Origin of the sequence: Rhodococcus sp. MEB032 (genome assembly GCF_030208925.1) — a bacterium.
Lineage (GTDB): Bacteria > Actinomycetota > Actinomycetes > Mycobacteriales > Mycobacteriaceae > Rhodococcus_F > Rhodococcus_F qingshengii.
Window position 1 is genome coordinate 48473 of the sequence record NZ_JARVSY010000039.1, and the last position, 14091, is coordinate 62563.

Sequence of the window (14091 nt, forward strand, 5' to 3'; positions counted from 1 at the left end):
ATCGGTACGAATCCTTTGTCGTGCAGCCAAGGTTGGGAGTGGTGGTCAGTAGCGGATGGTGTCGAGGAGCCACTGGTCACCACCCTTGGTGAGGGTCACCCAAACCGTGGTATCCGTTGTGACAGTGCTGGTTTTGTTTTCGTTGATTGCGGTTTGGTGGATGCTTGCGACTCGGTGGATGAGTGCGTCGCTGTCGGGTGGGCAGCCGGAGCATCCCAGCGTTACGTCTGCGACCACTTTGGCGTTGCCGGAGGCCCATTGGATCCATTGCGCTCCAGGGCCTCGTTCGGTGTGCCTGTCGACGAGCAGGGTCTGTGCCAGGGTGTCGGTGAACCATTCGCGGGCGCGTGCGTATCCGTCGGTGGGGCTGCGGTCCGTTGCCGGGTACCAGGTGAACGCCACGGAAAGTGCCTGGCGAGCGATGTTTTCGGCCGCCTCCGTATCCGGATCTTCGGTGATGTCGATTGTTGTCGGGTCCGGGGACGGCGGAATGGTCGGCGGCGCCGGTGCTGGTGTGGCTTGTTCGGCTGTTGCGGTTCCGGTCTCGTTGCCCCGGCAGGAGAGGAAGTACACCAGTCCCCCGACGAGGAGGACAGCGACGGCGAGCAGAACCAGCTTGCGTGCGTTGCTCACAGAACCCTCCTGGCTTTCATATCGCTCTGCAGTGGCGCTTGTTTGACGACGTCCCCGGTGGTGGGGGCGTGGATCATCTTGCCTCCGCCGATCGCGATGCCGACGTGGCCAGGACCTGTTCCGGCCCACGAACCGAACACCAGATCCCCGGCTTGTGCTTGGTCGATCGAAATCTCGACTCCGACGTTCCACTGCTGTTCGGATGTCCTGGGCAGGGTGATCTTGTTTCCGCTGCCCTTGTAGATGGCGTAGCTGGTCAGTCCGGAGCAGTCGAATCCACCGCCGGTGGTGCCGTTGATGTTGCCGCCGCCCCAGACGTACGGGGTGCCGAGGAATTGGCGGGCAGCTTCGACGACCTGGGATCCGGACGCCGAACCGGGCGAAATCACGAGTTCGCCGCTACCACCGGGTAAAGCGAATTCTGCTTCGTATGCAAGGACTTTCGCGACGTAGGGCTGTGTCTGGGTGGTGTAGTCGCCGCCGCTGGGCATTCCTCCGGCATTCTTCACCGCGCCTTCCCCTGCGTTGTAGGAAGCGATGTAGAGCGATTTGGGATCGCCTTTGACTGATCCGTCGGCGATCCATCCGTCGATCTGGGCCGCGATGGCGCAGAAGTATCGGCCTTGAGCCATGATCGCATCCCCGTCGTCCCAGATCGAGATCTTGCCGTTGCCGTCGTCGTCCTGGCCGTAAGAATCAAATGTTCTCGGCATGAACTGCGTGGTTCCTTGCGCTCCGCTGCCGGAGGTCAGTCCACGGACCAGGCCGGATTCGGCTTTCGCGTCTGCCGCCAGCAGTGAGGGCTTGATCTGGGGGCAGATCGATCCGGCTTTGCGGAACCACGGTTCCATTTCCGGAGGAACGGAACCGGCTTTGAGATCGCCACCACCTGCCACTCCGAAGCCGCCGCAGTCGATCGACGATGACGACGCGGTCAGCTCGATGGCAGGAGAATCACTGCCCACTTCGCCGGCGGGGGAGGGCGCTCCGCCGAGCTTGGTCATCGGATCGACGGCGGTTCCGCCCTGCAGTCGTCCTCCGTCCCAGTATTCGAAATGCAAGTGTGCGCCGGTGGATTGGCCGTTGTTTCCGATGTTCGCGATGTGGTCGCCGGCCTTGACCTGCTGGCCTTCCGTGACGAGGACACCGTCGTCGAACATGTGGCCGTAGACGGTGCTCACGGGTTTGCCGTCGACGAGCGAGTCGAGCACGATCCAGTTCCCGAACCCGGATGTGGGCCCGGCCTTGACCGCGACGCCGTCGAGCGCCGCGTAGATCGCTGTCCCGACGGGGCCGGCGAAGTCGACGCCCTTGTGTTCGGTTCCCCAACGAGGCCCGAACGGGGACGTGAACGTCGTCGTTCCGTCCTTGGTTGGCTGGGTGATCGGCCCCGATGCTTTCAGTTCGGTGTTGCCGGTCGCCGAGGTGGCTTTGTCGTCTCCCTCACTCCACGAGTCTCCGCTGCAACGGTTGTGGGGGATCACCGGCTGCTGCGTGCATCCGGACAGCCCAAGGATCGCGGCGGTGGCGGCGGTGACGATCAGGGCCACCGCCGCACGGCGGCGACTCACAGCGTTCCTGGGAGCGGTGTGTCGAGGTCGGGAATCGGGATGGGGCCGGGAACAGGAACCGGTGCCGGTTCGAGGTCCGCCGAGGGAACAGTGGTCGAGCTGGACGATGTCGGCGTCGTGGGCGAGGTAGTGCTCGGTGAGGTCGTCGACTTCGGAGTCGTGGTGGTTGTGGGAGCTTCCAAGGTCGGTGTGCTCGCGAGGGAAGGTGCGCCGAGCTTGTCGATCTCGCCGCGGTCCAGGGTGGGCAATGGATTCTGGACCTGCCACGTCGAACCCTTGGCGGTGCCCGACACTTTGAGGGTGATCCGCAGATTCCCCGCCTGCGTCGGGACGATGACCTGCACCGCGCTCACACCGCCAGTGCCGGCCACGATCTCACTACGCGTCGGGCCGATGATCGCGACCGGTACGAGCGGGCGGGCATTGACCACCGCCACGCCGGGCGCTTCGGAGGTGTGCACGCCCAGCTTGGTCTTCCATTCGCTGTTCGAGAGTGACTGATCGACGTAGACGTGCGCGTAGGCCATCGCTGTCGCCGGTGCGCTCTCGGCTACCGACGCGATCGACTTGCCGGCAATAGAGGATTCGGTCACCTCGGTCAACTCGTAGCTCAGATCGCCCGGGGTCGCGGACGCTGCTCCTGTCGTTGATGCGGTGGAGGCAGTGTTCGACGGGGTCGGGGACTGGCCGAACACTGCTCCCGCCACGAACAGCACACCGAACGCAGAGACGACCGTGATCGTCAGATTGGTGCGCGAATAGAGAACCCACCGCCGGATCGGTGCTAGGACGGGATTGGCTGTGCTGGAAGGCATCAGCTGAACCTGTCGGTCGAATCGGATGAAGTGCCTGCTGAGGTCAACGACGGCGTCCACAGTCGTGCCGTCGACCGCGGAGGAGTCGACGAGTTCGAGCGCGCCGCACCCGAACGGGGTGTCGTAGACCCGGTGGATACATCCCGCGAGGTCGGTGTGAACACCTTCATCGGCGCGATACTCGACCGCGGGCCTCCGTCCCATGTCTCACTCACCGACGAAGAGCCGCGCGGCGAACCGGCTTCGGTTCCGACCAACTGGCGAGCGAGTGCCTGGCCTCGATTGGCGGCGGTACCTGCGGTTTGCGGGTGATCGGCGACGGGCCGCTTGAGGCCCGTAGAACTCTTCGCGGTACCGGCGAGGCTTCGGCGGCGCACATCGTTTTTGCGTGAATCCGTCAGACGCTGTTGGCGATCCATCGTCTTGCGTGCATCGACGCGCGATTTGTCGACCTCGTGGCGACGTCGCTGATTCAACTCGCGTCCTTCCGGACGCACTGGTGTCACCGAATCCTTGTCGAGGCCACCGCCGCGTTTGGTCGCCTTCCGAAGCGCGCCGACACCTTCCTCGACCATCGACGCTGCGGGACCGCTCACGACGGCGCTGCCGGCCTTGAAGAACTTCTGTTTCATCGACGTCTGCGCGTGACGAGCTTTGCGATTGAGTGCGCCCGCTTGGTTCTGGGTGAAGGTCTGAGTCATCCGTTTGAACGGGCGCATGATGAACCAGCACACCGCCGTCAAGATGACCGTGAACCACAGCCGCCACGTGCCGTCGACGAGACCGTTGTCGGTGTCGTACAGCTTGACCAGCGCCATCAGGTACAGCGCGATGATGACTGCGCCGGCCACGCCCCACATGTAGGCGGTGGCGATCATGCGGCACACGCGCGAGAGGGTGCCGCCGTGTGCGGCGGCGATCGGAACCCAGATCGGTGCGAAGAGAATTGCGAGTCGAATGGCTAGTAGCGCAGTGAGTTTGAGGATGGATGCGCCGATCCAGAGGATGGAGGGCATGGCGAGTTTGATCATCGCCATGCACCCTGTGCCGGTGCGTCCGGAGTCCTTGCCCTGGAACTGGCCGTACGAGAGGTTCAATCCGTCGAGTTTGTCGATGATGCCTTCTTGAAAGTCTTTCGCTTTCGTGTCTGCCAGCTCGCTCGCGGCTTCGTTGTCGCCGGCCACTTCTCGCTGCTCCGCGTACGAAAATGCCAGGGTGTCGCGGAGCTTCGGTCCAAGTTGCAGTTCCGTGTCGTTGAAATTCGCGCCGAACCATCCCTTGCGCCAGTCGTCGAGGAAGATCTTGTCGATCAGCACATTGCGGGGGTCTCCGGTGTTTCCGGACACGGACAACATCTGACCTTGTGTGTCGGTGATGACCGAGCCGAAGGTGTCGTCGGCGACCTGGATGGCCTTTTGCGGTGCGCCGACGAACAGTGCTCCGATCGCCATTGCAGCGCCGGCGATCGCGACGGTGCGGGTCACGGCCGCGGCATTCGATTTGAGGGCGTTCCAGATGATGATCGTCGCGACCACCATCAAAGCCACACCCAGCCACGTTCCGTAGACACCGAGCATCCCGTTGGAGATCGAGGCGACGATCTGATCGAACTGCACCATCGCCGGGGCAATCCCTGCCTCTTCTGAAACTGGCCCGGTCTTCGTCTGGTCGTCGAGCCAGAACGCTGCAGCAGCGAATCCCTTGCCGATCGCGAGGAACGTGTTGCCCAGGGTGGTGTCCGCGACTGCGTCCGGTGCGCGGACCAGGTCGTTGCCGCAGCCGAGGTCGTAGGTGTACCAGCGCAACCCGGCCCACCCGTAGGTTTCGTAGCCGGTGCCGCCCTGTTTCGGTTCGCGGTCTTTGCTCGAGGAATCGAACTCGGCAGCCATCACTGAGTTCGGGAACTCGGGGGAGGGGACGTCTTTGCAGTCGAATCCGCCGGCCGATGCGATCGGCCCACCCAGGGCGAGGAGGGACACAAGCACCAACGCCAGAACGGCGAGAACCCGCGCCAGATTGACGGTCAGCGCCCGAACTCGCGATCTGCGATGGATTACTTCATCCAGTTCCGCCGAGGGCGCTCTGATCCCTCCGCGGGTATTCATGCGGCGCCGCCGAGCGCGTTCTTCGCCGACGAAGAATTCAGCGCCGTGAACACATGCGCGAGATGCACGTAGTGAATCCAGCTCGAACGCACCAGCTCCACGTCGTCGGCCATCCGGATCATCCAGCGCCGCGCTTCGTCCTGATACGAGGTGTCGGTGTCCTCGTCGAGAGTGTCCTCACCGCCGCTGCCCAGTTCAGCGAGGAACTGCTCGAACCCTTGCCCAGTGGGAAGTTTGAGCAGTTTCAGCGCGCCTTCGATTGCATGCAGATCACCGCCGACGTCACCGACGAACACCTCATAGGTCAGGGCGGTTTTGTCGTCGCTGCCGTCCAATCCGAGGAAATCATCCGGAAGCTGCGAGCAGACCAGGGCACGGACCTTGAATTTGCGTGAGTCGCGCGCGATTCGGAGGTTGAGGGTGCGGCCGGCGCCAGTGGATTCGAGGTATTTGTTTTCGTCGAGGAAGAGCACCTTGCGCACGTGGCGAGGCTTTTCGTAGACGAGCCTGTTCGCCAGCCACGCGGCCATGTGCATCAACGGCGCCGTCATCCGTTGCTGCGGTGTCCACTGCGAGGACGGCGTGCCTTCGGGCGGTAGCTGCAGGCCCGGCATCGTCAAGATCGTCAGACGGATGTCGGCATCGAACGCATCCGCTCCACTGCCGATCGTGCCCTCCTCCGGGAACAACACACGCGCCTCGGTCAGCTCCGACATCAAACTGAGCTGCTGGTACAACCCGTGCGCGCACGTTTTGACGGCCTGGTCCGGATCGCTCACTCCGATCGATTGGATCGCGGCCAACACCTCTCGGAGATTGTGGTTGCTGTCGCCGCCGACCATGTTCGCGGCCATATGCAGCACGGGTTCGGTGTGCTCGAGATGCAGATGCCGTTCGGTAAGCATCATCTTGAGCACCGAGACGGCGACCTCGACACGCTCGGCGGCAGCTGCACGCATATCCGCATCGAACTTCGACTGCGCCGCCGCGAACGGATCTGCATCCCGGGCGAACTCGACGTTGCGGGCGTCGTACTCGGGATCATCGCGACGTGGATCGGTGATCACGCGGTACGGGTTCAAGGCGCCAGCGCGTGAATCGCGACCGGTGAGGGCGTAGACGCGGGCGATGTCACGAAACTCCGGTAGACCGGCCAACGCTGCGAGCGGACCGGAGGGGTCGAGGACGACGCCGTACGCGCCGGCTCTGACGGCTTGGTAGACGATCATGCCGGCCAGGAACGTCTTACCCGAACCGGGTACGGCGACGATCGGTGTCAGACCGGACTTGTGCTTGATCTCGTGCGCAGCGAACAGGTCCCAGATCACCGGGCGCGGCGAGATGGATCCGGTCTCGCCCAGTACGACACCGCGGCGGTCACCGATCCGGTCACTGACGGTCGCCATCCCGGCGGCGACTGCTTCGACATCCATGTGTCGTCTGTTGGCGATGTTGGCTTGCGGCTCACCAGGTATGAACTCGCGCAGCAACTGGTATTGGCCGTGCTCTTGTTCGAGCGCGATGTGCGGGGAGTACATCTCTTGAAGATCGGAGACTTTCTGCCGCGCATCGTCGGGGTCGGTGCCGACCACCGCGAGGCGGTACCACCCGGTGGTTCGAGTAGAGAGTCCGGAATGGTCTTCTTCGACGTCGGAGATCACGTCCTGTGCGCGGGCGTGCTGCTCCGCCAACTCTTTCGGCGGGACCTGATCGTGTTCGACGGTGTAGTGGTCGAACTGCGATTCGATCTTGCCGGTCAGCGAGCGCATGGTGCGGATCGTTTTCGCTTTGTCGTGCAGCTCGATGCGATCGGACCATTCGAGAGGTTCACCGGACGGATCGCCGATGATCTGCCACGGCAACATCCGTTCCGGAATCGGTAGGGGAGCCATGCGGCCGATCGTCAGCACGATCACCACGCCGGTGTACTTGCGGCCGTCGACGACGCCGGAGACGGTGGTGTACCCGTCGCCTGGGGTGAGGGAGAGGTCGGTGAGATCTTCCAGGGCAGCGACGTCGGTTTCTTCCCAGTCTCCGGCGCCGGCGATCGCACCGCCAGCTTCCAGCGGTAGACCGATGGTCGCTGATCGGCGCAGCAAGTAGTCGATCGCGGCCGGGGTGGCCGGGGTTGCTTTCACACCGCGGCCGGACATGATTCGTTCGAGTGTGGCGAGGTGATCGGCAAGGGCCTTCTGCTCCCGGTCGAAGGCGTCGTCGGCCCAGCTGTTCACCCCCGTGCACACTCTGCCCAGCAGTGGCCAGTGAGCGAGGTGGCGCAGCATCCGGGCGGTCCAGTCCAACCCCTGGCCGAGTGAGGAGCGTTGCGGCAGTTCGATACCCCAGTAGCGGCCTTTGATCGTCGCGTTGGACCACAACATCGCATGCTGCTGCCCGCGCAGGTAGTCCGCCCATGACAATGCGCCGGGAACATCGGGAATCGGGGTGGCCCACGTGTCGTGATCGATCGCCCACTGTGCGACGGGGAACGGGGTGCGCACGAGGCGGCGATGCACCTTGTTGACGCCGGCCTTCTGCAGATTGGTCAGGATGATCGCTTCGTCCTGGATGAAGCGGCGCTGCTTTCCGGTGGTGCGGAAATTCCACGGCCCCTGGCGTTGGACGAACCATGCAGTGGAGGTGGCCGCGGTGCGGGTGATGTTCGCTGATGTGCCGGTCAGATTCAGGAGTACCGCTTTTTGTTCGCGGTCTGCACGTTTCTTCGCTGCGGCCTTGTCTCGATCTGTTGCCGACTTTGCCCGTTTTTCGCCTGTGCGGCGACGCTGACGGCCGAGCGCTTTGTTTGCGACGTGGTCCGGATCGGTTGCAGGGGAGGTGTGGCCGTCGATGTCGTTCTCGCCGTGGTCGTGTTCAGAACCATCCGGAGTGTGTGCAGGTTCGGCTTCGGACCACGCACGCGCCGGTTGCGGAGAATGTGACTGCACGGCTGCCCACGACGGTGGGAGGGCACCGGGAGGAATGACCGGAACCGGGTCGTCGAGCTTCGGATCGAACAGAGCCGCAATGTCGTTCTCGGGAAACGTCATCGGTGATCCTCACCGTCGAGGCGAACAGGTACGACGGCACGTTCTCCTGTAGTCAACCGCTCGGGTAGCGAGATGAACACGGGTGCACCGCGCTTCGGTGGGCGCGGTGCAACGAGGTCGTTGAGGGCGGCCTTGAGAACCGAGCGGAGTGGGCGGTCCGGGGTGACGAACTTCGCGATCCGGGTCGTAAGCCACACCGTGATGACGGCCATCACCATCAGCGATTTGAACCCGAGCGGGACGTGCAGAATTCCGCGACCGATCACGAACACCGCCACGAAAGCAACCACGCCGACGATGCCGGCCGTGTAGCGGATCCGCATGGGCAGTGGATAACCGGTCGGACCGAGGTAGTGCCGGTCCACGCGGTACATCAGGTCGTCGTTGTCGATCACCGAGCATCCCCTTCGAATGGTCTCTGCGCAGGCATCGGCGGTCAGGTCGAGATACCGACGAGCCCGAGAATCCAATTGCCGATCCCCGTGGCCGCCGATTCCGATGTCGCAATACCGAGGTAGGCAAGCCCGAACAACCCGAGTCCACCGACGGTGAAGACCCGCGACAAATTGCCCTTGAGCCCACCGGCGAGAACCACACACGCGAGGGCGATGAGGATGGTGAAGACGATGTTGTCCTTGATCCACGCGCGCAGACCACCGGTATTGACGTCCGTCGACTGCGCGAGGGTCACCGCATCGGCGGTGAGCGGTGGATGCGTCGCCGGGATCGACACGTCGATCACGGTGGAAGCAAGAGAAAACATGAGCACTCTCCAACACAGTGGTGAAACCAGACCCCACGAATGTGGTTGCGCGGAAACGTAGAAGAGTGGTGGCAGGAATTTCAATGCAACCTGTGGATAACTTTTCGGCCCCGCGGGTGATGCGCCGGTCGGTTAGCGCGAGCGCGTGTCGTCCGTGTCGGGTGCGTTCAGGTGTCGCGATTCACCCGTCGGGGGATCTCTCGGCGATCGCGGGAACGACCTCGAGTGTGGGGTGGGCGTGTCTACGTCGTGGTCTTCATTGCGGGGTGTCCGCCGGGACTTCCCACATCCCGACGGGAGCGTTCCTTCAGCGGAGTGGCAGACAACTGTGAATGGGCATGGTCGACGAACCCGCCGCAGACCATGGAGATCGACACGTATCTCCCTCGCTGTGCTTCGTGACCTTCGTCCGCCTGAACAATCTGGCACAGAACCATTTTCGGAACATGTCCGCCAGCTGTGCGAGTCACCCCTGCTGGAACTTGCTCAAGGCACCCGCGCCGTGGCCATGATCAGAAGTTCGAAGAACCGTTCGTCCCCACTTCCTGCGTGATGTGCATGCGCTGCATGCACAGCGTGTTCAGCACGCACACGCAGCAGGCCGCGCACCCCATGCTCGAACAGTCCCGCATCGAGGGTGCCTGCAGAGGGTGTAGACAGAGGTGGAATTCAGGGGGGCGATTCACCCTTCCCCTTCGGGGTCACTCCCCCGGCCCTTCGGGCCTAGGGGGAGTGTACTTCTCAAAATTGCTTCGCGCCAACATATTTCAATCAACTGCTGGTCAGGGGTCTATGCGGAGTATCGCCGGATCATCGTGGCGCGGCGCCTGCCGCGGTATCGTCCACACCGTTCTCGGCCGTTCGTACACCGGGTTCCGTACCTCACGAAGCGAGACGTTCGAGAGCCTGAAAGGGGTCCGCGAACAGGGGCGCAGGAAGGCACAAACCACCCGAGATGCACATCGTCCTCGGGCCCGTGACGTAGGTCGTTGAACAAGTCCCCAAACGGTGCATCAGCGATGTCATCGCGGGTCCTGCGATCGGTAATGCGCAGCACCACAACCAGAACCAGCCGCGGGTAGAGGCGATGGGTGTCTATCGCGCCCCGGTATCACCGCTCGGGACATGTGACGCACGCACCCTCGAAACAAGTTATCCACAGGCGGGTTGAGATCGCTTCCCACGCTCTGTGACAGTGCACCCCACACACCCCAGCGACGACCGTCGTGGACTGGATTCGAGTGAGAGGAGTAGACGGTGAGCAGAAGCCGGCAGGACCCGCTCAAAGACTTTCTCGTCGACCTCTTCGGATCCGACAAACCCCACGCGCGAACAAACCAGGCGGGGGAGTCCGCCATCCGCCCGTACAGGGAGTGGGCACCTTTCGCCGTCATCGCAACAACACTCGCGTTTCTCGCGCCGCGGCTCCTCAAACTCACCGAACAATTCTCGAACCCACAGCTCGACACCGCAGTCTCCGCAGTCCACGAGTATCGGTGCCCCCTCGCCGCCCTCACACTCGGCCTGTTCGCCTGCGATATCGCACGGTTCCTCACCCACCGTCACCGCGCCGGACTCGACGCCCAAATCCGGCAAAGCACCCGCCACACCCCGATCAAAATCACCATCGGATACCCGCCCGGCATCACCACCCTGCGCAGCGCCACCATCACCCTTGCGCGCGGCGCCATCATCCGTCCGAAAGAGCTCGACGAATTCACCACCGCAGTCCGGGCTTCCGCGAGCAGGCGCACCAGCAAGTGGACCTACACCGTCGTCCACGACGCCCACCGCGACCGGATCCGCATCACCCGCACACTGACTCAACCCGACCTCCAATCACCGCGGCACAAGGCACTGGCGAACTCCCTCAAAGACGGACCGCTGAAAGAGCCGGCCGTGAGCGTCGCCGCGCTCGACGGCGACGTGGAAACCGCCTTCAAGATCACCTTCACACCCACCCTCTCCAGCGGAGCACGCGGATTCCAGAAGAAGGTCGACGAAGCCCTCGCCGCCCTCGCCGGCGAGCACGAATCCGGCCGTACCTGGGCCACCGACTGGTGTCCCGCCGAGGGCTACCTCCTGATGAGCCTGCGCGCCCCACTGCCGACCCGTGTCGATCACCCTCTCGAACTCGTCGACGAGAACCTGCGCCACCTGCCCTACGCGACGGCCGCATCGGAGGTGAATATGTTCTGGGACATCTCCACCAAGTCGAACAAACCTCACTGCCTGATCGTCGGACCCACCGGCGGCGGCAAGACTTCGGTGATCCGCACCCTGCTCACCGAAGCATCGCGACGAGGAATCCCGTTCCTGGGCGTGGACCCGAAAATGATCGAACTCGACGGACTCGAGGGCTACCCCGGGTGCGCCGCCATCGTCTACGACGCCGTCCGCTCCGCGATGCTCGTGCGTGCCCTGCACAGCGAAATGATGGCCCGCAACCACTACGTTCACGTGAAGAAGATCGAGCCGTCCCAACTTCCTCTCCTGATCGCCGTCCTCGACGAGTTCTTCATCCTCTCCGGCAAATGGCAGCGCCTCGCCAAAACCGGTGACGACGAAACCCGCGATCTCCTCAAAGAACTCGACCCACTCGGGGCGTGGGCCGATCTCGCCGTCCTCGCACGCTCGGCCGGTATCCGGCTCCTGCTCGGTGTGCAACGACCTGACGCGTCCCTCTTCGGCGGCGCCTCGGGCAACGCGCGCGACAACTTCGGCACCCGTATCTCCCTCGGCAACCTCTCGCAGGACGGCGCGATGATGCTGTGGGGCGACTCGCAGATCGGCCGCGAGATCGACACCTCCGTCCCCGGCCGCGGAGTCGCCCTCGGCAACGACGGCGTGCCCGTCGATGCGCAGATGTGGTGGACACCGAACGTCGACCCGCACCCCAACAAATGGAACCAGCTCTCGGACTCGGAGAAGAAGATCATCGACGGGCTACGGCCCCAGCAGGAACCGCACATCGCGTTCTACTCGACCGAACTGCGCCACTTCATCGAATCCGAACGCTCCGTCGCCGTCGCGGCCCGTGCCTACGGCCGAGCTCCCGAGCCCACCGTCCTCGGCCACCACGACGACACCCCCGCCGCCGATGCCGGCGACAACTTCGCCGACGCGATACCCGCCGCCGCGGTCACCGAAGGAATGACCGTCCTCGTCGACGACAGTCGCGGCAACGAACACCCCGTGACCGTCGCCGCGGTCACCGTCATCCGAGACAAAGACAGCGGCACCGTCACCGAAACCACCCTGACCTTCCACAGCGCCGGACGGGTCAAGAACCACATCACCTACGGACCCCACGAAGTCGTCCTGCTCCCCGAACCCGACACCACCGCACCCGCGCCCTGACCCCGCGACCCGACTTCGCTGACACCTGCACAACCCTCACTCGAAAGGTCCACCCATGAGCCGCCGCATCTCCCAATCGATCACCCCCACCGCCGACGACATCACCGTGCTGCGCAACCCCTTCGCAGCCCCCAAAGGCGGCGGCGACCCCGTCATCACCGAACTACGCCGCGTCCTCAAAAACGCCATCCCCTCATGGCTACCGAAACTCAGCGAAGACCAGGAACTGACCGCTCCGCGGCTCGACGAAATCAAAAGAGCCGTCGCCACCCGCCGCCAGATCATCGAAGTACTCCCCGACGGCACAGCCCGCGACGACGCCCTGGCCGCCCTCGACAAAGCCGACACCATCGTCCTCGAAATGGACACCGAACTCTCCGGCGTCGGAGCCTTCACCGGAACCACCGCGTGATGTCGACCCTTGCCATCGAAATCACCTCCGAGCGAACCGCACTCGTGAGCGGGGCAGGGGACGAGAAAGTGGAACTGTCCGCCGATAACGGGCAGTCCATCCACTCGGTGATCGCACAGTTCAGCCGACAACACTCCGCCGACGCAGGCTCACCCGTCGAGGTCACCGTGCAGGAAGCAGGCCGCTCCCGCCAACTCACCGTCGCACCGGACGGGAAGGTGGCGCAATCGTTGCCCACCGGACCCATCCCCACACCCGCCGACACACCACAGACGCAGCCGGATCATCATGTCGACGAACCGGTCACAATGGCGGTGACACCCCTCGTCGACTCACCGCCACCCGAGGGAGTAGACACTCATGCCCAACCAGTCCCCGCGGCGCGCACACCGACCTCGACATCAGTGCTCGCAGCACCCGAGATCGCGGCAGGCTCGCACGAACCCGCCCGCACCGGACTACGAGGGCGGCTCAACACCCTCCTCAACCTCCGGGTCGCCCCGAAACCCGAGTCCGCCGAAATGCGCCACCGCGCCGCCATCGCATCCCTCACCGGCCCCCTCCCGGGGTTCTCGATCGTGACGATCGCCAACCCGAAAGGCGGCGTCGGCAAAACCCCACTCGCTGTAGGGCTGAACGCGATCATCGCCGAACACCGCGGCGCCGCAACCACGGTCTGCGTCGACGTCGCCGATGTCGGCGGCAGCCTCGCCGACCGCGTCAGCATCCCACCCCGCGACGGACACGACGTGCGTTCACTGCTCGCCGCCGAGGCAGCCGAGCCCGGAAGCATCCGACCCTCGGCGCTCTCGCAGTACCTCACCCGCCAACCAGGCGGGGACGACATCGTCGCCGGCAACAACGGCGCCCACGGATCCAGTCTCGGCTACGACGACGCCCACGCCGCGGCGCAGATCTTGTCCCAGCACCGCGAGATCCTCATCGCCGACACCGGCAACAACCGCCTCGCCGGCAGCTGGCACTGGGCAACCATCCACGCGGACGTCCTCCTCGTACCGGTACCGCTCCGCCGCGACGCCGCAGCAGCGGCGCACCGCATGCTCCTCGACCTCACCGCCACCGCGGGCCGGGCGATGATGGCTCGCACCATCGTCGTCATCACCGACGGACCGGGAGATGCACCGATGGTCGAAATCGACGCTGTCGACGCCTTTCTCGACGCCGGAGTCCATTCGGTCGCCCGGATGCCGTTCGAACCTCTCTTCGCCTCCGGCGAGCGCATCGCGACCTCGAAGCTCCGGCGTAGCACCACCGAAGCCCTGACCGTCGTCGCCGCGACCGTCATCGATCTCATCGCCCACGCCGCTGACTGACCCATCATCTGCCGTCGCCGCACACCGGCGCTCCTCCTTGCACCCATCCGCACC

10 protein-coding genes are annotated in these 14091 nt (G+C 64.2%); 3 read left to right on the forward strand and 7 right to left on the reverse strand.

Annotation, left to right across the window (positions count from 1 at the left end; all coding sequences use genetic code 11):
- Nucleotides 1-45 precede the first annotated feature (45 nt).
- The 7 genes from QRN54_RS28960 to QRN54_RS28990 are packed head-to-tail and all read right to left on the reverse strand — an operon-like array spanning nt 46 to nt 8931.
- On the reverse strand, nt 46-633 hold the full coding sequence (locus QRN54_RS28960; RefSeq protein ID WP_054187076.1) for a hypothetical protein: 588 nt from the start codon (nt 631-633) through the stop codon (nt 46-48).
- Nucleotides 630-2204, reverse strand: coding sequence for a peptidoglycan DD-metalloendopeptidase family protein (locus QRN54_RS28965; RefSeq protein WP_054187075.1), 1575 nt, complete (start codon nt 2202-2204; stop codon nt 630-632). Before QRN54_RS28965 ends, QRN54_RS28960 begins: the two co-directional genes overlap by 4 nt.
- Nucleotides 2201-3019 carry a hypothetical protein gene (locus QRN54_RS28970; protein WP_054187074.1) on the reverse strand — a complete coding sequence of 273 codons (819 nt, stop codon included), beginning with the start codon at nt 3017-3019 and terminating at the stop codon, nt 2201-2203. Before QRN54_RS28970 ends, QRN54_RS28965 begins: the two co-directional genes overlap by 4 nt.
- Nucleotides 3019-5124 carry a hypothetical protein gene (locus QRN54_RS28975; protein WP_232318995.1) on the reverse strand — a complete coding sequence of 702 codons (2106 nt, stop codon included), beginning with the start codon at nt 5122-5124 and terminating at the stop codon, nt 3019-3021. Before QRN54_RS28975 ends, QRN54_RS28970 begins: the two co-directional genes overlap by 1 nt.
- Complete coding sequence (locus tag QRN54_RS28980; protein ID WP_054187073.1) at nt 5121-8168, reverse strand: ATP-binding protein; 3048 nt, start codon at nt 8166-8168, stop codon at nt 5121-5123. Before QRN54_RS28980 ends, QRN54_RS28975 begins: the two co-directional genes overlap by 4 nt.
- Complete coding sequence (locus QRN54_RS28985) at nt 8165-8563, reverse strand: hypothetical protein (protein ID WP_054187072.1); 399 nt, start codon at nt 8561-8563, stop codon at nt 8165-8167. Before QRN54_RS28985 ends, QRN54_RS28980 begins: the two co-directional genes overlap by 4 nt.
- Before the next feature lie 41 nt (nt 8564-8604).
- Entirely contained in the window at nt 8605-8931 is a 327-nt protein-coding gene (locus QRN54_RS28990; protein ID WP_054187071.1) for a hypothetical protein, read from the reverse strand.
- A gap of 1257 nt (nt 8932-10188) precedes the next feature.
- Here QRN54_RS28990 and QRN54_RS28995 point away from each other — a divergent pair.
- Genes QRN54_RS28995 through QRN54_RS29005 form a run of 3 tightly spaced genes read left to right on the forward strand, consistent with a single transcriptional unit; the run spans nt 10189 to nt 14037 of the window.
- Nucleotides 10189-12291, forward strand: a complete 2103-nt coding sequence (locus QRN54_RS28995) for an FtsK/SpoIIIE domain-containing protein (RefSeq protein ID WP_054187069.1) — start codon at nt 10189-10191, stop codon at nt 12289-12291.
- A 55-nt stretch (nt 12292-12346) separates the two neighbouring features.
- On the forward strand, nt 12347-12703 hold the full coding sequence (locus QRN54_RS29000) for a hypothetical protein (RefSeq protein WP_054187068.1): 357 nt from the start codon (nt 12347-12349) through the stop codon (nt 12701-12703).
- Entirely contained in the window at nt 12703-14037 is a 1335-nt protein-coding gene (locus QRN54_RS29005) for a ParA family protein (protein WP_054187067.1), read from the forward strand. Before QRN54_RS29000 ends, QRN54_RS29005 begins: the two co-directional genes overlap by 1 nt.
- Nucleotides 14038-14091 lie beyond the last annotated feature (54 nt).

What these genes read in the sequence shown, in the direction of transcription:
- QRN54_RS29005 (WP_054187067.1), top strand. Translation starts at nt 12,703, where the DNA reads ATGTCGACCCTTGCCATCGAAATCACCTCCGAGCGAACCGCACTCGTG.
- QRN54_RS28980 (WP_054187073.1), bottom strand. Translation starts at nt 8,168, where the DNA reads ATGACGTTTCCCGAGAACGACATTGCGGCTCTGTTCGATCCGAAGCTC.
- QRN54_RS28990 (WP_054187071.1), bottom strand. Translation starts at nt 8,931, where the DNA reads ATGTTTTCTCTTGCTTCCACCGTGATCGACGTGTCGATCCCGGCGACG.
- QRN54_RS29000 (WP_054187068.1), top strand. Translation starts at nt 12,347, where the DNA reads ATGAGCCGCCGCATCTCCCAATCGATCACCCCCACCGCCGACGACATC.
- QRN54_RS28975 (WP_232318995.1), bottom strand. Translation starts at nt 5,124, where the DNA reads ATGAATACCCGCGGAGGGATCAGAGCGCCCTCGGCGGAACTGGATGAA.
- QRN54_RS28970 (WP_054187074.1), bottom strand. Translation starts at nt 3,019, where the DNA reads ATGCCTTCCAGCACAGCCAATCCCGTCCTAGCACCGATCCGGCGGTGG.